General features: G+C 70.4%; 11 protein-coding genes and 1 pseudogene. 4 read left to right on the plus strand and 8 right to left on the minus strand.

Annotated elements, in window-relative coordinates; all coding sequences use genetic code 11:
• The first annotated feature begins 43 nt into the window (after positions 1 to 43).
• The 4 genes from A6A40_RS22350 to A6A40_RS22365 all read left to right on the plus strand — a co-directional run bounded on the left by A6A40_RS22350 (position 44) and on the right by A6A40_RS22365 (position 3,745).
• Positions 44 to 1,159 (plus strand): FAD-dependent monooxygenase, encoded by a 1,116-nt coding sequence (locus tag A6A40_RS22350; RefSeq protein WP_146191612.1) that lies wholly within the window; start codon positions 44 to 46, stop codon positions 1,157 to 1,159.
• Between the two features lie 30 nt (positions 1,160 to 1,189).
• Positions 1,190 to 2,185, plus strand: a complete 996-nt coding sequence (locus A6A40_RS22355) for a VOC family protein (RefSeq protein ID WP_108548104.1) — start codon at positions 1,190 to 1,192, stop codon at positions 2,183 to 2,185.
• 109 nt (positions 2,186 to 2,294) lie between these two features.
• Positions 2,295 to 2,693 carry a nuclear transport factor 2 family protein gene (locus tag A6A40_RS22360; RefSeq protein ID WP_158279340.1) on the plus strand — a complete coding sequence of 133 codons (399 nt, stop codon included), beginning with the start codon at positions 2,295 to 2,297 and terminating at the stop codon, positions 2,691 to 2,693.
• Positions 2,694 to 2,767: 74 nt separating this feature from the next.
• Entirely contained in the window at positions 2,768 to 3,745 is a 978-nt protein-coding gene (locus tag A6A40_RS22365) for a fumarylacetoacetate hydrolase family protein (RefSeq protein ID WP_236783963.1), read from the plus strand.
• Between the two features lie 108 nt (positions 3,746 to 3,853).
• On the opposite strand, the pseudogene A6A40_RS22370 reads toward A6A40_RS22365, so the two are convergent.
• From A6A40_RS22370 to A6A40_RS32220, 8 genes and pseudogenes are all read right to left on the minus strand, one after another.
• Positions 3,854 to 4,358, minus strand: a pseudogene (locus tag A6A40_RS22370) (IS701 family transposase); the annotation flags it as partial.
• 57 nt (positions 4,359 to 4,415) lie between these two features.
• Entirely contained in the window at positions 4,416 to 8,048 is a 3,633-nt protein-coding gene (locus A6A40_RS22375; RefSeq protein ID WP_158279341.1) for a non-ribosomal peptide synthetase, read from the minus strand.
• A gap of 5 nt (positions 8,049 to 8,053) precedes the next feature.
• Positions 8,054 to 8,434 carry an isochorismate lyase gene (locus A6A40_RS22380; protein WP_236783984.1) on the minus strand — a complete coding sequence of 127 codons (381 nt, stop codon included), beginning with the start codon at positions 8,432 to 8,434 and terminating at the stop codon, positions 8,054 to 8,056.
• Positions 8,435 to 8,486: 52 nt separating this feature from the next.
• Positions 8,487 to 10,148 (minus strand): (2,3-dihydroxybenzoyl)adenylate synthase, encoded by a 1,662-nt coding sequence (locus A6A40_RS22385; RefSeq protein WP_108548108.1) that lies wholly within the window; start codon positions 10,146 to 10,148, stop codon positions 8,487 to 8,489.
• 37 nt (positions 10,149 to 10,185) lie between these two features.
• Positions 10,186 to 11,415, minus strand: a complete 1,230-nt coding sequence (locus tag A6A40_RS22390; protein ID WP_108548109.1) for an isochorismate synthase — start codon at positions 11,413 to 11,415, stop codon at positions 10,186 to 10,188.
• Entirely contained in the window at positions 11,412 to 14,882 is a 3,471-nt protein-coding gene (locus tag A6A40_RS22395) for a non-ribosomal peptide synthetase (RefSeq protein WP_108548110.1), read from the minus strand. Before A6A40_RS22395 ends, A6A40_RS22390 begins: the two co-directional genes overlap by 4 nt.
• A complete protein-coding gene (locus A6A40_RS22400; RefSeq protein WP_108548111.1) occupies positions 14,879 to 18,940 on the minus strand; it encodes a non-ribosomal peptide synthetase in 4,062 nt (1,353 codons plus the stop codon). The genes A6A40_RS22395 and A6A40_RS22400 overlap by 4 nt, the downstream gene beginning before the upstream one ends.
• A 43-nt stretch (positions 18,941 to 18,983) precedes the next feature.
• Complete coding sequence (locus A6A40_RS32220; protein WP_158279342.1) at positions 18,984 to 23,417, minus strand: type I polyketide synthase; 4,434 nt, start codon at positions 23,415 to 23,417, stop codon at positions 18,984 to 18,986.
• Positions 23,418 to 23,459 lie beyond the last annotated feature (42 nt).

Here is a 23,459-nt window from a genome sequence, read left to right on the forward strand (position 1 = left end):
ATTCGCATGACGCTTTGGGAAAAGTTCAACGGGAGAAACGTCATTGAGCTCAGTACTCATCATCGGCGGCGGTATCGGCGGAATGGCGACGGCTGTTCGTCTTCGCCAGCTTGGCCACACCGTCAAATTGATCGACATCGATCCCCAATGGCGTGTCTACGGCGCCGGCATCACCGTCACCGCCCCCACATTCCGCGCGTTTCGCCGGCTTGGCCTGTTCGACAGGATCGTGGAGCATGGCGCTTGCGTGATCGGGCATGAGCTCTTTCACTACAGCGGTGCGCCGATCCATCGGTTCGACGATCCGGAGCTTGAACCGGGGCTGCCGGCGGCGGGCGGGATCATGCGGCCGGTTCTTCACAAGATCATGTCCAGCGAGGTCCGCCGACTGGGCGTGGATGTCGTGCTGGGCGTCGGCGCCGAGCGGATCGTCAACCAGCCCGACCGGGTTGAGGTGACCTTCACCGATGGAACGACCCAGTCCTTCGATCTGGCGGTGGCGGCGGACGGAATTTATTCGAAGACCCGGTCCATGCTGTTCGCCAACGCGGTGACGCCGACGCCGAACGGGCAAGGCAGCTGGCGCATCGTGGCCAAGCGGCCGGAGGGGTTCACCCGCACGCAATTCTATGTCGGGCATGAGAATCTGGTCGGCATCAATGCGGTGTCCAGGGACGAGGTCTATCTGTTCATCCTCAACCCCGATCCCGACCGCAAATGGATCGAGCCGGCCGAACAGCCGGCCATGGTCCGCGCGCTGCTGGCCGATTTCGGCGGCGCCGTTGCCGCCATCCGCGACTCCGTGAGCCAGTCCAGTTCCATCGTCTATCGCCCGCTGGAAGCCGCGCTCCAGCCGGCCCCCTGGCACAGCGGGCGTGTGGTGCTGATCGGCGACGCCGCCCACGCCACCACGCCGCACCTGGCCTCCGGCGCCGGATCGGCGGTGGAGGACGCGATGGTGCTGGGCGAGGAACTGGAGCGCTCCGGAAGCGATGTACCGTCCGCGCTCGCGGCCTTCACCGCGCGCCGCTACGAGCGCTGCCGGATCGTGGTGGAGAGCAGCCTGGCCATCGGAGCCCACCAGCTCGCACGCGGGCCGGCCGCCCGGCTCGGCGAATTGATGGGCGCGGCCAGCCATGCCCTGGCTGCGGACTATTGAAGCGATCAACAGGACTTCGGGAGAGGCGAATTGTCTGGCATCAACGGGATCGAGACGATCATCTACGGTGTGGAGGACGTGCCCCTTTGCACCCGCTATTTCACCGACTTCGGCCTGCCCCTGGTGACCGCCGACGCGAAGGCCGCCCTGTTCGAACTGGAGGAAGGCTCCAGCGTCGTCATCCGGCCGCTGGCGGATGCGGTTACCGAGGGGCAGCGGCTTGTCGGCTACGGTGTCCAGAAAGTGATCTGGGGCGTTCCCGATCAGAAGCACCATGACCGGGTGGTCGCCCGCTTGCGCGAAGTGACCGAGGTTTCCATCGACGACGAAGGCACGGCGCATTTCCTAGACTGTGACGGTATTGCAGCCGGGATCCGCGTCTATCCGAAGCGGACGGTGTTTGGCGCGCCCGATCCGGTGAACAGCCTCGGGTCGATCCATCGCCTCAACCAGCTGCGCAAGTGGAAGCTGAAAGCCAGCCCGAAGACGATCCAGCACGTCGTCTATCAGGTGCCGGATCCCCAGGCCAGCTGGCAGTGGTATCGCGACGTGCTGCAATTCCGCCTGTCCGACATCCAGCGGGGATTCGGGATCTTCGCCCGCGCGCCCGGCACGAAGGATCACCATTCGATCTATTGGCTGAAGTCCGACCTGCCATTTCCAGGATTGGACGGGAAGGTTCGCTTCAATCATGCCAACTTCGGCGTCGAGGACATCGACGAGGTGATGATCGGCGCCAACCTCATGGAGCGTCGGGGTTGGCAGAAATCGACCTGGGGCCTCGGGCGTCATCGCATCGCCAGCGCCATTTTCCTCTATCTTCCATGCCCTGCAGGCGGCGAGGCGGAATATGGCTGCGACAGCGACATGCTGGACGACAGCTGGGTCCCGCGCACCTGGGATGCCGCTTTCGGCACCATGACCTTCATGCACAACCTGCAGCCCTGGATTTTCGACGAGGCGCCATGGGACGTGGGCTATGTCGACGGCGTCACGCCGGTGCGCAAGGAGAAGGGGCATCGCTGAGGCTGGGGGCAGACCTGGCTCCCCACCGCGCCTGGCGGTTTCCCCACAAGGCATATCGATTGAACGATGGCGCTCCACCGATCGAGGGCGGGCGCTGAAAGGACAGCGAATGGCAGTGACCGAACAGGCGCGGCGCGTGATCGAAGCGGCGGTTCTGAAGCAGGAGGCGCGCCGTTGTGCGGCGCTCGTCGCGGACGACATCGCCATGCTCGACGAATTGATGGCGGATGATCTGGTGCATGTCCACACCACCGGGATCGTCCATGGAAAGGAGCAACTGCTTGAGCACGCCAGCCGCTTCCTGCGGTTCTACGACGTGCGGCGGGGCGATCTGCTGGTGCGTGTGCCGGCCGAGACGGTCGTGATCGTCACCGGCCCCATGACCAATCTGGTCGGGCGGCGCGACACCGATGAGAAAATCGAGGTCAACAGCTTCGTCACGCAGGTCTGGGCGCTGGAAAACGGGGCGTGGCGGGCGGTGAGCTTTCATGCGGTGAAACAAGCCTGAACGGGATCCGTTCAGCGGCATCGCCGCAGGCGGGACAGACCACGGCCTCATAGAGTTCAGAGCGGAGATCAATCGTGTCACAACACCACGCCATCGGCACGGCGACACACCGCGGGCGCAGCTTCGCCTGCGTGATTCAGGATGATCGGGTCTGGGACATCGCCAGCCTTCCCGGCCTTGCCCGGTTTGGCGACACGCTCGCCATCTTCGAGGCGTGGGACGAGGTGGACGCGAAACTGTCGGCGATCATGGCGGCGCCACCGGCGGACGGGGCGGTCGATCTCGCCGACGTTCGGCTCGAAGCGCCGCTCCGGCCGCGCCAGATCGTCTGCAGCGGTGCAAATTATCGCAAGCATGTGGCGGAACTCAGCGCGAAGCAACCCGATCCCGCCACGGAAGGGCTGACCTCCGAAGAGCGCCTGGCACGGGCGATGGTCATGATGGACGAACGGGCACGAACCGGCACGCCCTACGCGTTCGTCAAGCTGCCCTCGGCGGTGACCGGCCCCTATGACCGGATCATTCTGCCCAGGGGAGCGGCGGAGCCGGATTGGGAATTGGAACTCGGCGTCGTCATTGGTCGGCCCGCGCGCAACGTCTCGCGAACCGACGCGCTGTCGGTCGTCGCGGGCTATCTCGTGACGAACGACATCACCGTTCGGGACCGGGTCTACCGGCCGGACCTGAAAGCGATCGGCACCGATTGGCTGTCGTCGAAATGCGCGGAGACATTCCTGCCCACCGGGCCGTGGATCGTTCCCGCGCGCTTCGTACCCGACCCGCAGAACCTGCGGATCACGCTCGCACTCAATGGGCGGATCATGCAGGACGACAGCACCGCCGACATGATCTTCGATGTGGCGCGCCAGATCGAGTATGTCTCGTCCCGGGTGCGGCTGCTGCCGGGCGACATCCTCTGCACCGGTTCGCCAGCGGGCAACGGCACGCACCACCAGCGTTTCCTCCGACCGGGCGACGTGGTGGAGGGAACGATCACCGGGCTTGGCACACAGACGCTGACATGTGTCGCCGAGAGCGACCGAATGGACTGAAGAGCCATTGGTATCGATATAGGATAGCCATCCGCCCATGCTGCTAAGCATGGTTTCTCCAGATCGGGCCACAGGCCCGGCCTGAAGAAACCTGCTTAGCATTACAGTTGCGAGACGGTCTGGGTTTCCCGTCCAGTCCTTGGGCAGGTGGAGCCGCCGATCGATGAAAGCATGTCCCTTCGACGAGTTGTAGGCGGCGAAGACGCCGATCTGGCAGTTGGTGATCTTTCCCGCCGAGCCGGTGTACTGGCGCCCGACGCCGCAGGAGGCCTTGCCCTGCTTGAGGAAGCCGGTTTCGTCGATCGCCAGCGTGGCGTCCGGTTCAGCCAGGGCATCGAGCGCGTACCCGCGGACCACGTCGCGCAACGCGTCGGCATCCCAGGAGGTCCGGCCGAGCACCGCCTGCTGACGCCAGGGATCCGTATCACCTGCGGCTTCGCCGCGCATCCACCCAGTCTTGCGCCGCTCCGGCCAGAGCAGCCCGTCCAGGAACGCGCCGGCTGATGCCGACGTGCGGGACTGCGAGAACTAACTGCGGCCGCAGCCGGGCCTTGGCTCCACGCAACTCGTCTGACCACAGCCCCAGCAGGTCCTCGACCGCGACACCGGACATGGCAACCTCCCAAAGCCTGCTCAACAGGCGGGAGGCCGATCCATCGCAACTGTAATGCTAGGGCTGATCCGTGACCGATCCGCGGAGTTGGGCTCGCGCCAAACGACGCTGTTCGGTCGCCCGACGCCGGCTGGACGGAAGCGTTTGAGCTTCGGCTGCACGCGGGGCGGGCTCCTGCTGCGCGGTGCCGGTGACTTCCTCGCCAAGCAGTCGGGCCAACCGGGCGATGGTCTGGTGTTCGAACACGCGGATCACAGGAACCGATCGACCGAAAGCCTGGGTAAGGCGGCCAGCCAACCGGGTTGCGAGCAGGGAATTGCCGCCCAGCGCGAAGAAGCTCTGGTCGGTGTCGATGACCGGAACTCCGAGCAGGTCAGACCAGACGGCGGCGATCCGCGTCTCCAGTTCAGACCGCGCCGGCCGCGTCCCGCTCGTCGCAACCTCCGCCCGCCACAGTGCCCGTGCCGCGAGCGCCGCACGGTCCAGCTTGCCGTTCGTTGTCAGGGGAAGCGCGTCCAGCACCGCGATGGTCGTCGGGACGAGGGCCGGCGGCAGTGCCTGGAGGAGGCTGTCCTGCAGCTCCGCTGTGGAAACGCCCTTCGGGTCCGCCGCCACCACGAAGCCGGCAAGCCGGTCGCCGGTGGCGTGGTGGGGATCGCGCACCGCGATGACCGCCGCCTGTCGGATACCGGGTTGCTGGCCGAGCAGGGTTTCGATTTCTCCCAGTTCGACACGCAGCCCATTGACCTTGACCTGGGTGTCCCGGCGGCCGAGGAATTCGACGAGGCCGCCGGGGCGCCAGCGTCCCCAGTCGCCGGTGCGGTAGAGACGCTCCCCCGTTGTAGGGTGGATGATGAAACGGTCGGCCGTTTTCTCGGCGTCCCGCCAATAGCCGCGTGCCAGCCCGATACCGCCGATATGGATCTCGCCGACGACCCAGTCGGGGCAGGGCGCCAGTTCGGCGTCCAGCACATGGATGGTTTGGTTGGCGAGGGGTTGGCCGTAGGGGATGCTGGACCAGTCGCCCGGCAGCCCGTCGATGCGGTGGGCGATCGACCAGATCGAGGCTTCCGTCGCTCCACCCAGCGCGATGAGATTGGCCGGCCCCGGCCGGCCAAGGAGGCGGCGGCAGAGGGGGAGCGGCAGCCAGTCGCCGCTGAGGAGAATCGTTCTCAGGGCGTCCAGTTCCCCAGCCGCACCGACATCCTCCAGATGGTCGTGGAACAGCTGCAGCAGGGCCGGCACGCTGTTCCAAACCGTCACGCCATGGTCGCGGATCAGGCGCCGCCAAACTGCCGGCTCCGGCGCGGGGGATGGCTGCGGCATCACAATGGCACCGCCGGCGGCCAGCATGCCGAAGATGTCGTAGACCGACAGGTCGAAGCTGAGCGACGAGACCGCCAGACAGGCGTCTTGCGGCCCGATTCCATAGCGGGCGTTGATGTCGAGGATCGTGTTGAGCGCCGCGCCATGGTCGATCATCACGCCTTTGGGCGTGCCGGTCGAGCCGGAGGTGAAGATCACATAGGCCAGATCGCCGGGACCGGCGGGGTCCGGAAGCGGCGGAGCGGCGGGGCCGTCCGACAGCAGGTCCCGCCCCACCGGCAGGCGGGCGGGGTGGCCGTCATCCGGCCTGGCATCGCCGTCGCCCGCTGGAACCAGAGCCAGCTTGGCCCCGCTCTGCTCCAACAGCGCGGCGATGCGGCCGGGCGGCAGGGCGGGATCGATCGGGAGATAGGCGGCGCCCGCCTTCAGAATGGCCAGCACGGCGACGACCTGTTCCCAACCCCTGGGCAGAACCACGGCGACCACCGGGCCGGCGTTGTCGGTCCGTCCGGTGGACCGACCCACGATCCGGCCGGCAAGTCGGTCGCTGGCATGGTCCAGCTGCCGGTAGGTCAGCGCGACCCCGTCCTGGCGCAGGGCTATGGCCTGCGGTCGCAGGCGTGCCTGCTGCAGAAAGGGATCATGCAGGCGGCGGAAGCGGCCCTGGGGACCGTCCTCGGGCGTCCAGCCGGTGGCGTTGATCGCGGCCCGCTGCAGGGCCTGGGCCTCGGGGAACGGATCGGGGCCGGAGGCGTTCCAGGCGCCATCGCCGGCAGCGAGGCCGTGCAGGAAGCTCCGGTGCACCTCGGCGATCAGCGGGATCACCCCGTCCGGGAAGGCGTCCGCGACATGATCCCAGTTCAGCACCAGATCCCCGCCGCATTCGAGGGCCTGATGGTCGAGCAGCGTCTGCGGGGTCTGCACCGCCGCCCGGACGATCCGGCCGAAGCGCGCAGCGGCGTCGAGATAGCTGCGGCCGGTCCCCAGTGCGCTGGTGAAGACGAAGGGCATCAGCGCCTTGTTGGGGGCGTTGCGGGCGGCGGCGACCTTCGACAGCGCCTCCACCCCGCTGACGAGGCTGTGGTCGAGGTCGCGCCACAGCTGCCGCTGAAGGGCATGGGCCATCGCCTCGAATCCGGCGCCGGGTGCCGCATCGACCTCCAGCAGGATCAGCGAGGTGAAATCGCCGATGACGCGGTCCAGAACGAGCGTCGGCGAGGAGCGGTCGAACAGGGTGGCGGTCAGGGTGAAGTGGCGATCGACGGTCCAGCGCGCCAGCGTCGCGGCATAGGCGGCCATCAGCAGCGCCGAGCCCGTGAGGCCGCGGGCGTGGGCACGCGCCTGCAGCTGCCGCCAGTCTTCGGCGGGCAGGATGGTCTGCACCCGTGCGAAGCGGGGCGGGGTCAGCGTCTCGACGGCGCGGACCAGCGGAAGCTGCGGCCCGAGCGGCAGGGTGGCGGCCCGTTCCTCCCAGTAGCGCCGGGCGCGCGCCGCCTGGGGGGAGGCAGCCAGCCTTTCGCGTTCCCGCACATAGGCCTGGAAGCCGGCGGCGTCCGGCGCGGGAAGTTCGGCGGCCGTGCCGTCATAGCGGCGCGACCACTGGTCGACCCAGAGTTCCAGCGACTTGAGGTCGAAGATCAGGAGGTCGAAGCCGATGTGCAGAAGCCAGCCGCGCTCCGCAAGCCGCGTCAGCCGGATGTCGAACAGCGGCCAGCGGTCGGCCGGCAGAACGGCTTGCTCCATGGCGTCGCGCAACGCGGCGATCCGCTCCGCAGCGACCTCCTCCGGCAGCCCGCGCAGATCGCTGCGGGGAATGGCGAGGCGGGGGACCGACGCCAGGACGCGCTGCATGCCATCGGCGCCGACGACCGCCCGCAGCATCGGGTTGGCGTGGATGGTGGCGTTCAACGCCTCCTCCAGCCGGTCGGGATCGAGGTCGTCCGCCTCGACTTCCAGATAGCCGTGGGCAGCGACGCCTCCCAGCTCGAAAACAGGGTCGCGGCCCAGCCAATAGGCACGCTGGATGTCGGTCAGCGGGAAGGGTGCATGGGGATCCCCGCCGGTGCCGCCGCTTTCGGCAAGGCCGCTTTCCTCTCCGCCGGGGACGGAGGACGAGGCCGCCGCCCGCCGGATCAGGTCGAACCAGCTCTCCACACTGGGCGATGCCGCCAGGGCGCTGAAGGGGACGTCGATCCCCTGTTGGGCGAGCAGCGCCGGAAGTTTGATCAGCGACAGCGAGTTCAAGCCCAGCTCGATCAGGTTTTCGTCGATGCCGAACTCGTCGGGTTCGGCGCCCAGCTCGCGCGCCGCGAAGGCGTGCAGGGCCTCCACCGTCCAGGCGTCGGGGGCGGTCGGGTCGGACATGGCGCTCATGCTCGGCTGGAGGGGGTGGAGGGCGGGGCCTGGTCGGCGCCGGACGCCCCGCCGCTCCGTTCACGGGTCCAGTGTGCCACCTGCCGCTGGATGAACCACTGGATGATCTGGCTGAACAGCGGGACGACGAAGTCGGGATCGAGCCCGTGTCGCTCGGCCCAGCGCCGCCGTTCCGGCAGCATCGCGGCGACCCGCTCGGGTGCCGGGATGCTGGCGGCGTCCGGCTTGAAGCGCGCAGCGGTCAACACATAGCCCAGCCGCAGGCCCAGCAGCCCGACGATGGTCTCGTCGATGCGGTCGATTGCCTGCCGCACGTCGCCCAGATCGCGGCAGGCGTCGGGGGAGGCGGCGCGGAGGCCGAGCGTTTCCGGCGTCAGGATCGGCGATGGCACAATCGGCGATGTGTCGTTCGGCTGTTCCGTCATCATCTCAGCCCTCCGTTCCGGTGGCGGGTTCGGCCTGGTAGGCCTGCTTCAGCATCTCGCGCAGCACCTTGCGGCTGACCTTGCCGACGCCGGTCTCCGGAAAGCGGTCGAGAAAAAGGAACTGATCGGGAATCTTGTAGGCGGCGATCCCCTTCGAACGCAGATGGCGGGTCAGCGCCAACGGCTTCAGCCCGGCATCGCGGAGGATGACGAAGGCACAGATCCGCTCCCCCAGTTCGGGATCGGGCAGTCCGACCACGGCGGCGTCGTGGACCCCCTCATGGGCGAGCAGCAGATTCTCAACCTCCTCGGGCGACAGCTTCTCGCCGCCCCGGTTGATCTGGTCCTTGTCGCGCCCGGACAGGATCAGCGACCCGTCCTCCATCACCCGGACGATGTCGCCGGTCCGGTAGAATCCGTCTGGCGTGAAGGCGACTTCATTGTGCTCGGGGATGCGGTAGTAGCCGCGGATCGTATAGGGACCGCGGGTCAGGAGCTGTCCCGGCTCTCCCGGCGGAACGTCGTTGCCGGCCTCGTCGACGACGCGGACCTCGTCGCCCGGCGACATCGGCCGCCCCTGGGTCAGGGCGACGGTCTCGTCGTCGTCGTCCAGCCCGGTATAGCAGATCAGCCCCTCCGCCATGCCGAACACCTGCTGGAGCCGGCATCCCAGAGCCGGGCGGACGCGGCGGGCTGCCTCGCTGGCCAGCTTGGCGCCGCCGACCTGGAGGGTCCGCAGGCTCGACCGGTCGCGCTCCGACTCCGGGGCCGCCTGCATCCACAGCAGCGCCAGCGGCGGCACCAGAGAGGTGATGGTCACACGATGCCGCTCGATCAGGGCGAAGCCGGTCTCCGGTCCGGGATCGGGCGCCAGTACCGCCGTGCCGCCCGAAACCAGCGTCCCCATCACGCCGGGGCAGGCGAAGGGGAAATTGTGGGCGACCGGCAGGGCGCAGAGATAGACGGTGCCGCCGTCCATCCCGCTGGCCCGCGCCGCGGTGGCGATGTTGTAGAGATACTCGTCGTGGCGGCGAGGGATCAGCTTCGGCACGCCGGTGGTGCCGCCGGAAATCTGGAAGACAGCCACGTCGCCGGCGGCGGCGGCGTCCGGCGGGACCGGCCCGCTCCAGGTGCGCAGCGAGTCCAGCGGCGTGAACTCCTCCGCCGCGCCGTCGATCACGACATGGATCAGATCGGGGGCTTCCGCCCGCACCTCCCGCGCCAGGGCGCGGTGGTCGAAGCCGTTCAGCCGGTCGGCGGTGACGAACAGCTTCGCTCGCGTGAAGGCGCAGAAGCGGCCGATCTCCAGCCGCCGGTGGGAGGGCAGGGCGAGGACCGGGACGACCCCCAGCCGGGTCAGCGCCAGCACAGTCTCGACGAAGGCGACGCCGTTGGGAAGCTGGACCACCGCGCGGTCGCCCCGGACGAGCCCGAGCGCCGCGAAAGCGCCGGCCAACATCTCTGCCCGGCGGCCGAGCTCGGCGTAGGAAAGCTGGATTTCGCCTTCGATCAGCGCGGTCTTCGCGCCGTGCCGGGCGGCGAGACGGGCCAGCGTGCCGGCGAAAGTCTCGTCGCCCCAATATCCTGCGGCGCGGTAGCGGTCGCGGTCAGCCTCCGGCCAGCCGGGGCAGTCGGCGTTCAGCGCGGCGTGCTCGTCGATGTGCATGACGGTCCTGTATGGGATGGGAGCGGTAACGGTATGGTCAGAAGCCCGGCGCGGTCGGCTCCGCCGCGGACAACCCCAGCGCCGTCAACATGGTCTTGAGCTTGGTCGCGGTCTCCTCCAGCTCGGCCTCGGGCCGGGAACCGTCGACGATGCCTGCCCCGGCGAACAGCCGGGCGCGGTTGCCGCGGATTTCGGCGCAGCGCAGTGAGACCGCCCATTCGCCGTCGCCCGCGGCATCGCACCAGCCGACCATGCCGGCGTAGAGGCCGCGGTCGAAGCCCTCCAGTTCGGCGATGGCGGCAACGGCCCCGGCGGTCGGTGTGCCCCCGACCGCCGGGGTCGGATGCAGGGCGAGCGCCATGTCCAGCGCGCTGGCCCAGGGTGCGCGCAGTTCACCGACGATGGGGGTGGAGAGATGGATGATCGGCCCGGCGGCGACCACGCCGGGCGTGGCGGGAAGCTCGATGGTCCGGCAGAAGGGGCGCAGAGTCTCGACGACGGCGTGGGCGGCGAAAGCGTGCTCGTGCCGATCCTTCCCGGAGGCGAGCAGCCGTTCGATGCGGCGCGCGTTCTCCGCCGGATCGGGGCTGGCGGCGATGGAGCCGGCCAGCGGGTTGGCGAAGACCCGCCCGCCCGCCTTGCGCACCAGCAGCTCCGGGCTGGCGCCGAGGAAGACGCCGGCTTCCCGCCCGTCCTCTGCCGGGAGGGGGACCGAGTAGAGGAGGCTTCCGGGGTGGCGGCGGATCAGGGCGGTCAGGACCCGGCAGGGGTCGATGGGATCGGCAACCTCCAGATCGAGACTGCGGGCAAGCACCAGCTTGGCGAGCTCGCCATCCGCGATGCGGGCCAGCCCGTTCTCCACAGCCCGCCGGTAGCCGTCGGGGTCGGGCCGCGGATGACTGCGCAGCAGGCGGGGGGGCGCCGGCGGTCCGGGGAGCCGCTGCAGCGCGGCCTGCCAGCAGGCGGGGGACAGCCGGTCCAGGCGGCGCGGCACGACCAGCCGGCTCCGGCCGGACGGGTCGAACGGGATGGCGCCCATCACGACCGGCGCGCGCCCGGCGCGCCGGGCGGCCTCCAGCAGGTGGGCGACGCGGCGGGCCGGATCGGGATCCGTTTCAGCGGGTCCGGCCTGATCGCCGATTCCCTGCCCGACGAGGCGCTCCGAGGGCGACAGGAAGACCACGGAGTCAGCGAGATCGGCCGCGCCGGCGAGTGGAGCCAACGGGTCGTGGCCGGCCAGCGGGGCCATTGTCAGGAGATGCGTCATCGCGCGGTGTCCGGGGTTCGGTTGACGTCGACTCCGGCGGGGGGAAGCGTCCGGATGTGAGCCTCCAGCGCCGCCAGCGTGCTGTGGACGAACAGGTCGGTGACGTGCAGGTCGATCCCCAACTCGTTGCGGATGCGCGCATGCGCCTCGACCAGAGCCAGGGAGGTGGCGCCCAGTTCGAAGAAGCCGGCGTCCGGCGGCAGCGACCGGCCTCCGCCGATGGCGTGGAGAAGGATGTCGCGAAGGGCGGCACGCGGCCCGGCCGGCATGGACGGGATGGCGCCCCGCCCGTCCCGATCGGGCGGCGGTTCGGATTGTGGATCGGGCAGGAGGGCCGTCAGCGCACGCTGGTCGATCTTGCCGTTGGCCGAGAGCGGAAGTGCCGCGTGGACGCCGATGCGGCGCGGAACCATGTAGCCCGGCAGCAGATTGCGGCAGTGTGCCCGCAGGTCCGCCTCGGTCGGGGCGCTGCCCTCCGTCCGGGCGATATGGGCGACCAGCTGGCCGCCGCTGCTCCGCTCCCCTTCGCCGCAGGAGGCGGTCACGCCCTGGATCAGGGCGGCGGCGCGCGCCACGGCCGGGTGGCGTTCGAGCGCATGGACGATCTCGCCCAGCTCGATCCGGTGGCCGCCGAGCTTCACCTGCCCATCCTCGCGTCCCAGGAACTCCAGTGTTCCGTCCGGCCAGAAGCGGCCGAGGTCACCGGTGCGGTAGAGCCGTCCGCCGCGGTCCGGCGCCTCGATGAAGGCGGCGGCGGTCCTGTCCGGATCGCCCCAATAGCCGGATGCCAGCCCCAGCCCGCCGATGTGCAGTTCGCCGGTCACGAGGTCGGGGCGGTCGGCGCCGTACCGGTCCAGCACACGGTAATGCTGGTGGCGCAACGGTAGTCCGTAGGGGACGGAGGTCCAATGGTCCGGCACCTCGTCCACCGCCTGCCAGTTCGACCAGATGGCGGCCTCGGTCGCGCCGCCAAGCGCCACCAGCCTTGCGCCGGGCGCCAGCGCGCGCAGCCGGCCGCACAGGCCGAGCGGCACCCAATCGCCGCTGACCAGCGCCAGCCGCAGCCCGGCAGGCGGCGCGGTTCCGGCGCCGCCGCACCACACCAGCAGCATGTCGAGCAGCGTGGGCACCGAGTTCCACACCGTCACGCCATGGGCGGCCATCAGGCGGTGCCAATGCTCGGGGTTGCGCTCCTGTCCCGGATCGGGAAGCACCAGAGCCGCGCCTGCGGCGAGCGGGGCGAACAGATCGTAGACCGACAGGTCGAAACTCAGCGCCGACAGGGCGAAGACCCGGTCGTCCGGCCCCATGCCGAAACGAGAGGCCATGTCGTCCAGCGTGTTGTGCACCGCCCCGTGGGTCATCGTGACGCCCTTGGGGATGCCGGTCGATCCCGAGGTGAAGATGACATAGGCCACCTCGCCGGGGCCGGTCGGCGCACGTTCCGCTGCCAATTCGGCCAACGGGGCATCGGGCATCGGGTCGCCCAGGGAGATGGGCAGGTCGGGCGTGCCGTCCCCGGCCGGCTGTGCGCCGTCCGCCGCGACGATCCGCACCGCCGGCCGCACCTGTTCCAGCATCGGCGCGACGCGCGCTGCCGGCAGGTCGGGCGCGATGGGCACAAATGCGGCACCGGCATGCAGCGCCGCCAGCACGGCGACCGCCTGCAACGGCCCCTTGTCGAGCTGGACCGCAACCCGATCCCCCGGCCGCACCCCGGCGTCGCGCAGCCTCCGTGCCAGACCGGCGGCGCGACGGGCCAGATCGCCATGGCTGAGCCGCCCGCCGCTCCACAGCAGGGCGTCGGCCTCGGCCGTGTGGGGAAGGCGGTTCCAGAATGCGCCGGCGAGGCCGTCGGCGGGCGGCGCCGCGGCGGGGGCCGGCCGGTGGATGGCGTCGCGCACCGCCATTTGGGCGGTCGGCGGTCGGCGGTCAAGCGGACGGTCCCACAGCGTCTCGTCGTCGGCCAGAGCCTCCAGCGTCTGCCTATAGCAGGCGAAGGCGGCGGCCACGGCGTCGACATCGAGCGCCGTCCGGGCAACGTCCCAGTTGAAGCCGAGCCCCCCCCTCTCCTCGTAGAGCTGATGGTCGAGCGCCACCTGCGGGGTCTGGCTGACGCCATGGACCTGTGTCCAGCCCAGCGCGTCGACGGCGTCGGCATCGTCGCCGATCAGCAGGCTGGTAAAGACCACCGGCATCAGCGAGCCGCTGAAATCACCCCGCCGCCTCGCCAGTTCGCGCAGCAGATCGACGCCGGAGACGGCGCTGTGTTCGAGCCGCTCCAGCAGGGCGGTCCGGGTCCGCGCGGCCTGCTCGGCGAACGGCCTGTCCATGCTGCCGAAGCCGAGCAGCGTGGTGTTGGTGAACTCGCCCAGCACCCGCGTGATGTCCGGGTGCAGCGGCGGCCGGTTGAACAGGGTCACATTCAGCGCGACATCCTCGTTGCGGCTCCAGCGCGACAGGACATTGGCGAAAACCGTCGCCAGCGCGCTGGTCGGCGTCACGCCGCGGACGCGGCAGAAGTGCTTCCAGGCATCCCAGCGCGCCTTGGGCAGATGGCCGTGGAGGCGGGTGAAGCGGCCTCGCCCCGCCTCCTCTCCCTCTCCGCCGCCGCTCCGCCGCGGGGCCGGCAGACTGGGTGCCGGGGGCAGGGCGTCGAGCGCCGCGTCCCAATAGCGCCAGGCGCGCGCCCGCTCGGCTTCCGCGTCTGCCCCCTGGGCGGCGGTCACCACGTCGCGGAAGGTCAGGGCGGGGGCGGGCGGCTCGGGCTGGCCGTCGAGCATGGCGAACCATTCGCGGAAGAAAAGCTGGCTGCTCCAGGCGTCGAGCGCGATGAGATCGACGCAGGAATGCAGCCGCACGCGGTCGCCGTCGCGCGTCCAGTGCAGGTCGAACAGCGGCCAATGGCCAGGATCGCGGACCTTCTCGCCGATCTCCCGCCGCAGGCCGGCAATCCGTCCGGCCCGCTCTGCCTCGGGCAAACCGGTCATGTCGGTGACGGGGATGCGGTAGGTCGGCACCGTTTCCAGCACCACCTGCTGCCCGCCGGGCCGCAGCACGGTCCGCAGCATCGGATGGCGGGCGATCACCCGGTTCAGGCACTCCTCTGCGTGGGCGAAATCCACGCCCCTGCGTCCAGGCAGGCGCTCGAACTCGATGTAGCTGTTGGCGGCGACCCCGCCGAGGTCGAGCGCGTCTGAACGGCCGACCAGATAGGCCTGCTGGATCGGCGTCTGCGGGAAGGGAGCATGGCGGTTGTCGGGATCGGCGCGCAGGCCGGGCGCTGCGGCTCCATCCGCTTCGCCCGCACTGAACCGATCGATCAGTGCCTGCCTGTGCGCCTGGACCCGTGCCTTCAGGTCGGCGGTCATCGCCCCGGCCGGAGCCTTAAAGCGGAGCTGGCCGCCTTCGATCCACAGATGGATCCGGTGGCGCTCGAGCTCGTCGAGCAGCTGAGGGAGGCTCATAGCGTGCCCTCGGTCATGGCCTGCGGCGCATGGCTCTTGGGGGTGGCGCGCCACGCGGCGGCCTGTTCCGGATCGATCATCCCGCCGACCATCCCGTGCAGATACAGCCGGTCCGGCGGCAACCCGAGCAGGCGCGACAGCTCCTCCGGCGGCAGGTCGCCGAGCTGGCAGAGGCCGATGTCGGGCAACCCGCGCTCTGCAAATCCGTCCTCCGCCAGTCCGGCGGCGGTCTGTTCGAGAAGCTGGCACATGGCGCCGCACTCGATCAGCGCGAAGGGCAGGCTGGCGCCCTCGTAGAGCGGAAGGATGCGGTCGAGCGCCGCGGCGAAGACGATCAGGAACCGGCCTTGGCCGACCCAGTCGCGGTTGCCGGCGCTGAGCCGTCCGAGGTCGGGGATCCGCTCCGGCGCCGAACAGGCGACCAGACGGTGGCTTTCCGGGTCGTACCAGTAGCCGCCGCCCGCCAACCCCTCGACCCGACCATCGGGAATCAGCAGGTAGGTTTCCACCGGGTAGAGGCCGCCGGCCGAGGCGTATTGGAAGCGCTCCTCCCCATCGGCATGGTGGCGGCGCAGCGCGCCGAGCAGCAGGCCGAGTGCATCCAGCGGCAGCACGCCGTCGTGGAAGCATCGCCAGCTCCGCCGGTTCGGCTGGGCGATCGGGACGTCATCCCGGTCGAGGGGGACGGACTCGCCGGAAAAGACCGGACGGGCCAGCCCGTTCTTGAACAGCCGCCGCGCCACCGGATCGGCGATGGCACGGCTGCGGCTCAGCCGGTCGCGCAGGCGGCGCTCGCCGGGCCAGATCGGAGCGTCGGTCCGGTTGGCCGTCAGGCCGCGCACCAGCGCCACCAGATCGGGCATCGCCACCGCGCGGGCCAGCTCGGTCAGGGCGGGGCGGCAGCCGTATTGGGTTTCGATCCTGTTGGCGAGCGCGATCAGCTCCAGCGAAGTGGCCCCCAAAGCGACGAGATTGTCGGTCATCGCGACGGCGGGTTGGTTCAGCGTCCGCGCCACCATGTCGAGCACAGCAACCTCCACCGCGTCGCCGGCCGGCGCCCTGCCGGTGCGCGCTGGTTGGGCCGGCAGCCCGGCGGCCAGCGCCTTGCGGTCGAGCTTGCCGTTGGCCGTCAGCGGCCACGCCTCCACGAAGCCCCAATGGGCCGGCAGCATGTGGCCGGGCAGCAGGGCGGCAAGATGATCCTGAAGCGACGAAGGGGCGGGCGGCGGCACGGTGGCGCTCTTCACGAAGGCGGCCAGCCGCGGGTGACGGCCGTCGCCGACCGCGAGGATCTCCGCATCCTCGACGGCGGCGTGGGTCTTCAGGGCGCGGGCGATCTCGCCGGTCTCGACACGGAAGCCGTTGATCTTGACCTGTCCGTCGGCGCGCCCCTGGAAGACGATCACACCGTCCGTCCGATAGCGGCCGAGGTCGCCGGTGCGGTAGAGCGGCAGACCGGTCCGCGGATGCGGGAAGAAATGGCGCCGCGTCTTCTCCGGATCGCCGTGGTAGCCGGTGGCGAGCCCGTCGCCGGCGATGAACAGATCGCCGGTCTTGCCGGGGGGGCAGAGCGACAGCGCCTTGTCCAGAACGAAGACCTGCTGGCGGCCGAGCCCCCGGCCATAGGGAATGCTGGTCCAATCCGGGTCGACGGAGTCGATGGGGTGAGCGATAGACCAGATGGCTGCTTCGGTGGCCCCGCCCAGGCTGACGATCCGCGCGGCCGGCCACAGCCGCCATGCCCGCTCCGGCAGATCGAGCGGGATCCAGTCTCCACTGAGGAGGACGGTGCGCAGCGCCGGGGCCGGGGACGTGCCGCCGACCTCGTGGTAATCCGCCAGCAGGGCGAACAGGCCCGGCACCGTGTTCCAAAGCGTCACACCGGCCTCGGCGCAGAGCCGGTGCCAGTGGGCCGGGTTGCGCTGTTGATCGGGGTCGGGCAGCGCCAGCGCCCCGCCGCAGCCGAGCACGCCGAAGACATCATAGACCGACAGGTCGAAATGCAGCTCCGACAGGCCGAGCACGCAATCGTCCCCGCCGATGCCGAAGCGGCGGCTGACGTCGCGGATGGTGTTGACGGCGGCGGCGTGCGTCACCGTCACGCCCTTGGGCTGTCCGGTCGAGCCGGAGGTGTAGATGATGTAGGCGCAGTCCTGCGGGCCGGCGCCCTCCAGTGCCGCCAGCCCGGCCGGATCGCCGTCGCCCGTGGCGTCGAGGTCGAGAGAGCGGCCGGCAACGATGTCGCGCAGGCTTTCAGGCAGCTGGGATTTGTACAGCAGCAGGTCGGGGCGCAGGTCGGCGAGGATCCGCGCCTGCCGCGCGGCCGGCTGGTTGGTGTCCACCGGGACATATGCCGCGCCGGCCAGCGACACCGCCAGACAGGCGGCGATCTGGTCGGGGGATTTCTCCAGCAGCAGGGCGACGGTGGCGCCGCGCCCGAGGCCGCGCTCCCGCAGGGAGGCAGCGATGCCGGCCACCCGCCGCGCCAGGGCGGTGTGCGTCAGAATGCGGTTGGAGGTGCGGATCGCCGGCCGGTCGCCGCAGCCGGGCAGCGCTTGCAGCCATGCGTCGGCGAGCCGCGCCTTGCCGTCCTCCGGCCCCGGCGGGACGAGAGGAGGTTCGATCATCGCGGCGTCTGGATCCGGCATGGCGGCGGAGGCGCGGTCGATGCGCGACGGATCGTCGGCGAGTTCGGCGATCAACCCGGTGAAGCGGTCGAACAGGTCGCGCGCCACCTCCGGCGCCAGGGCATTGACCGCCACGTCCCAATTGACCAGCAGCGCCCCTTCCCACTCCATCACCTGATTGTCCAGGATGACCTGCGGGGTTTGCGACAGCGACAGCACCGGACGGCCCGGCTGCGCCTGGGCGTCGGCGAACAGGCGGGCGTCGTTCTGGCTGAGCGTGCTGGTGAAGACCACCGGCATCAGCGGCCCCTCGAGATGCCCGCGCGCCCGGGCCATCTCGCGCATCACCGCGACGCCGCTGAAGGCGCTGTGCTCGATGTCGCGCCATAGCGCGTTCTGCAGCCGGGCGAAGCGTTCCCGCCGGGGCATCGGCAGGCGCAGATCCATCTCGAACAGCAGGTTGGTGGTGAAGTCGCCGACGACGCGGTCGATGTCGGGATGGACCGCCGGCCGGTCGAACAGTGTCATGTTCAAGCAGAAGTGGCGCGTCTCGCTCCACACCGCCAGCGCCTCGCCGAAGAGGCCGAGCAGCACGCAGGAGGGCGTGACACCCAGTTCCGCCGCCAGGACCTTCAGCCGGTTCCAGGGGGCGGGCTCGATCCGCTGCGACAGCCGCTCGTAGATCGGGCGGCCGATCCGCTCCAGAGGACAGGGCATCGGCAGCTGCGGCGCCGCCGGCAGGTCGGCCGCCCGCGCGCACCAGTAACGGCGGGCGCGATCACCGTCGTCGCTCGTCCGGCCTTCGATCACCTGCTTGAAGGTGATCTCCGGCTCCGGCAACTGCAGGCCCGGATCGCGGTAGAGACGTGCCACCTCGTCGAGGATGGTCAGGATGCTCTGCTGGTCGGTGACCAGAAGGTCGAAGCGCAGATGGATCCGCGTGCGGCCGGTCGGCCACAGGCTCAGTTCCACGTCGAACAGCGGCCAGCGCTCGCGCGCCGGCAGGTCGCGGGCGAGGCGGCGGCGCAGGGCCGCCAGCGCCCGTTCGGCGCAGGCTTCGGATCCGCCGCTCCAGTCATGCAGTGGAATGTTGAGGTCCGGCACCATCTCGCGGACGCGCTGGCGGGTGGCGTCGAGAATCTCGGCACGCAGCATCGGATGACGCCGGACCATGCGGGCCCAGGCGTCGCGGTAGCGCCGGACATCCAGCGTCTCGCAATCGATCTCGTAGTAAAACTGGCAGGCGGTGCCGCCCAGCGGCAGGTCCGGATCCCGGCCCAGCAGATAGCCGCGCTGGATTTCGGTCAGCGGAAAGGGCGCGTGCGGGTCGGGATCGCCGGCGGGCGCCGGCGGCGCCGTCTCGTCCAGGTCGAGCAGCCGGCTCAGCAGCGCCGGATCGAAGGGCGGCGCGGTCAGGGTGTCGGAGGGCATGATCGCGGGTCCTTGGGAAAACGTGATGGTCCTGCGGGCCGGTTCAGGTCTGGCCGGCTTGGCGGCGCAGCGATTGGCGGTCTTGCTCGGACAGGCTTTGGATGTGCAGATACGCGAGTGCCGTGGTCGCGGCGCCGGGGATGTCGTCGAGCCGGCGGGCCAGCAGGGCGGGGGTGCGGTTCGCCAGGAAGTCTGGCAGTGCGAACTCCACCTGGAGGATTGCGCGCAGCCGCGACAGCAGCCGCACGGCCATGATCGAATCGCCGCCGAGCTGAAGGAAATCGTCGGCCGGCGACAGCGTCTCGACCCCCAGCGTCCGCGCGAAGAGCAGCATGGCCAGCCTTTCCAGCGGAGGGCCGTCGGCGGGGAGCGTGGCGGCGTCCGCCCCTGGGGATGGCGGCTTGCCGGTGAGGTCGTGACGTGCCCTTGCGGTGCGGTCGACTTCGCGCAGGCGCTGCTCGATGTCGGTGGGGCTGACCAGCACATGACCGTGGCCGCTGCGCAGGATCCGCCACAGGGCGGTGAAGCCGTCCTCGGCCGCGATGGCGCGCTCCTTGCGCCCGAGGAACATCGCGCTGTCTCCGGTTGCTTGGCCGAGCGCGCCCAGCTTCTCCCAATTGTCCCAGCCGATGGTGACGACGGGGAAGGGGGCTGTGCCGGACCCTGCCAGGAAATCGAGCGCGAGGTTGGCGGCCATGTAGTCGGCGTTGCCGTATCCGGAGGTCTCCCCGGCCAGCGAGGAGAAATTGACCAGGAAATCCGGCATGTGACTGGCGAAGGCCACCATCAGCGCTTGCGCGCCCAGCAGCTTGGCCCGGTGGTTGGTGTCCCGCTCGGCCAGGGTCAGATCTTGCAGCGTCTGCGGAACATAGCGCCCGGCCAGATGGAAAATGCCGTTCGCCGGGCGGCCTTCGCGCAGCAGGGCCGCGGCGATGGCGTCGAGCAGGGTCCGGTCGTCGGCCGAACCGGCAACCAGCGTCAGCGTGGCTCCCCGATCAATGCAGTCGGCGAAAACCGGATGGCGCGACGGGTCGGCGCACAGCTCGGCGGAAAGGCTGCGGGCGATCACCACGAGGTGGCAGCGCCAGCGGGCGAGCCGTCGCAGCAGGTCCAGCCCCAGGCCGCCGGTGCCGCCGGTGACCACATAGGTGCCGCCCGGACGGATCGGGTGGCCGGCATCCTCGTCTTCGGGCAGGTCCGCCGGCACGATCCGCCGTTCCCACAGGCGTCCGTTCCGCAACCCCAGCGACAGCGCATGCAGTGCCGGATCGGCGCGGCGCCGGGCCTCGATCTCCGCCAGGATGGACGGGTCGGGAAGGCGGTCGGCATCGAGCCAGCTTGCCTGGACGCCGGCATGCTCGAACGGGATGGCGCGCAGCACGCCGAGCGCCAGCGCCTGCTCGCAGCGGGGCGTCTCGGTGCCGGCGATCGCCGCAAGGCGGTCGGTCACGAGAAGGAGATGGCCGACGATTCCGCCGGGCAGCAGGGTCTGGGCCAGCCTGACGAGGCTGTCATGGCCCTTCGCCTTGTCGTTCGCCGGATCCCGGCCGTGCAGCCAGCCGAACAGGCAGACGGCGTCGCGGACGCCGCGCTCCTCCAGCCTGGCGGCGAGAAGGCGGAAATCGGCCGCGCTGCCGGGACGGAGTTGAAAGGAGCAGTCCGGATCCTCCCGATATCCCGATCCGGGATGGACGCGCAGTGCGCCGGCTTGCGGCGGGAAGGGGATGGAACGATCCGGCAGGAACAGCAGGAGCGGCCGTCCGCCGATCCCCTCCCTCCCCGGCCGGGCAGGGCGGCCGCAGATGGCCGAGCGCCATTGCGGCACGAAGAAACGCTCGTCCGGGGGAAGGACGCGGTCCGGTGACGGACCCCGCTGCTCCGCCAGAGGAGGCAGCAGATGGCGCACCCGCTGGAACGGATAGCCGGGCAAAGGTCTGCGCCGCCACGCGCGGCCAAGGATCGGCAGGTCGGAGCCGATGTCGTGCCCGTCCACCCAGAGCTGGCCGAGCGCCGCGAGGAAATCCACGGCCTGGCTGTCGCGCGTCACCATCGTCGGCAGGGCGGCAACGCCGGCGTCCCCGCGTCCGATCATCGCGGTGCAGCTGCTGCCCGGCCCCAGTTCAAGCGCTGTGGCGTCGGGCCAATGGCGGCGCAGGGTCTCGATATTGTCGGAGAAACGGACGGTCCGCCGCAGGTGGCGCACCCAATGGTCCGGCGTGGCGATGGCGCCGGGATCGGCGAGGCCGCCATCGGCGTTGCTCAGCACCGGGCAGGAGGGGCGGCCGAAGGCGACGGTCCGGCAGACCGCCGCGAAGGAGTCGAGGATCGGTTCCATCAGATGGGAGTGGAAACCGTGGGAGACGGCGAGCCGCCGGCTGGCGATGCCGTCGCGGCGCAGATTTTCCGCCAGGGTGTCGAGGGCGCCCGGCGCACCGGCGACGACGCAGCGGTCGGCGCTGTTGATGACGGCCAGCGACAGGGCGCCATGCAGGTGGGGCTCCAGCCGCGCCGGCCCGGCCTGCACCGCCAGCATCCCCGCAGGAGGCAGCCCGGCCATCAGGCGGCCCCGCGCATGAACCAGCCGCAAGGCGTCCTCCAGCGGGAAGACGCCGGCCAGACAGGCGGCGACATATTCGCCGACGCTGTGCCCGAGCAGCACCGCCGGCCGCAGTCCGGCCTCGGTCAGCGTGCCGGCCAGGGCGTACCCGGTGACGAACAGCGAGAGCTGGCTGTGCAGGGTCGGGACCAGCGCCTCGTCGTCCCTTCCATAGAGCAGGTCGCGCAGATCGCGGCCGAGCAGCGGCTCCAGCAGGGCGGCGCAGCGGTCGATGCGGTCGCGGAAGCCTGGGAGGTTGCGGTAAAGGGGCTCCCCCATGCCGGCGAACTGCGCGCCCTGGCCGGGGAACAGGAAGACCAGCGGTCCCGGACCGGAGGAGGGGGCCACACCCGCGCGGCGCGGACGGATGAGCGCGCCTGCTTCGATCCGGTGGGCCGCCTCGCCTGCGTCCGCGGCGACGACGGCATGGCGGTGGGCGAAGCGGCGGCGGCCATGCAGCAGGGTGGCGGCATCGTCGGCCAGCGGGCGGTCCGGCTCGGCTGCCCAGGCGTCGGCGAGCCGGCGGTCCAGCTCCGCCCGGTCGCCCTCGCAGCGCACCGACCATCCCAGCAGGACCGGGCTTCGCTCCTCCACGCCGGTCTCGATGACAGGCGGCGGGCCAAGGAGGAGATGCACGTTGGTGCCGCCGAAGCCGAAGGAGCTGACCGCCGCCAGCCGTCCCCCATCCCGGGGCAGTTCGGTCGCCCGGTCGCAGATCGCGAAGCGCGTGCCGTCGAGGGCGAGCAGCGGGCTGACTCCCGCCAGATTCAGCGTCGGAGGCACCGTGCCGCTGCGCACGACCAGCACCGCCTTCAGCAGGCCGGCCAGCCCGGCCACTGTGTTCAGATGTCCGACATTGGCCTTGACCGAGCCGATCAGGCAGGGCGTGCGTCCGGCGCCGTAGACCCGCTTGATCGCCTCGACCTCGATGGGGTCGCCGATGGGCGTGCCGGTGCCGTGCGCCTCGATGTAGGACACCTCGTCGGCCTGACGACCGCTCAGCCCCAGCGCCTCGGCCAGCACGCGGGCCTGGCCGGCAACGCCCGGGGCGGTGAAGCTGGCGCGGTCGCGCCCGTCATTGTTGGCGGCCGTCGCCTCTATGACGGCATAGATATGGTCGCGGTCCGCCAGCGCGTCGTCCAGCCGCTTCAGCACCAGGGCGGCGACCCCGTTGCCGCCGACGATTCCGTCGGCGCCGGCCGAGAAAGGGGCGATGGTGCCGCTCGGCGACATCGGTCCGCCTGGGTCGGCGCGGTAGCCCTCCTCGAGGTCCATCGACACCGACACCGCCCCGGCCAGCGCCATGGCGATTTCGCCCTGCAGTAGCGACTGCACCGCCTGATGAACGCACAGCAACCCGCTGGAGCAGGCGCTCTGCACCACGCTGGCAGGCCCGGTCAGGTCGAGCACATGGGCGGTGCGGCTGGCGAGGAAATCCTTGTCGTTGCCGATCAGCATGGCGAAGCACTCCGCCGCCCCATCGGCGTAGGAGCGCGGACCGACATGCCGCAGGACGTAATCGTTGAAGCCGGCGGCGGCGAAGACCCCGGTGACGGGGAGATTCCCGCCCTCGCCGCCATATCCGGCATCCTCCATCGCATGCCAGGCGGTTTCCAGGAAAAGCCTGTGCTGCGGGTCCATCAGAGCCGCCTCGGACGGGGCGAAGCCGAAGAAGGCGGCGTCGAAGCACTCCTTGTCGGCCAGTGCGAAGCAGGACCTGACCCGGCCCTCGCCGCCGGAGGGGCCGCGCACCACCCCGGATTCGCCGCGCTCCAGCATCCGCCAGAAGGCGGGGACGGAGCCGGCGCCGGGGAAGCGGCCGGCCACGCCGATGATGGCAATGCGGTCGGTGCAGTCGGGGAGGGGCTGCGGCGAGTCCATCACGGATCGGTCCTTGGCGGGCATGCAGGTGCGGCCATGCGG

It is taken from the genome of Azospirillum humicireducens (assembly GCF_001639105.2).
GTDB classification, from domain to species: domain Bacteria; phylum Pseudomonadota; class Alphaproteobacteria; order Azospirillales; family Azospirillaceae; genus Azospirillum; species Azospirillum humicireducens.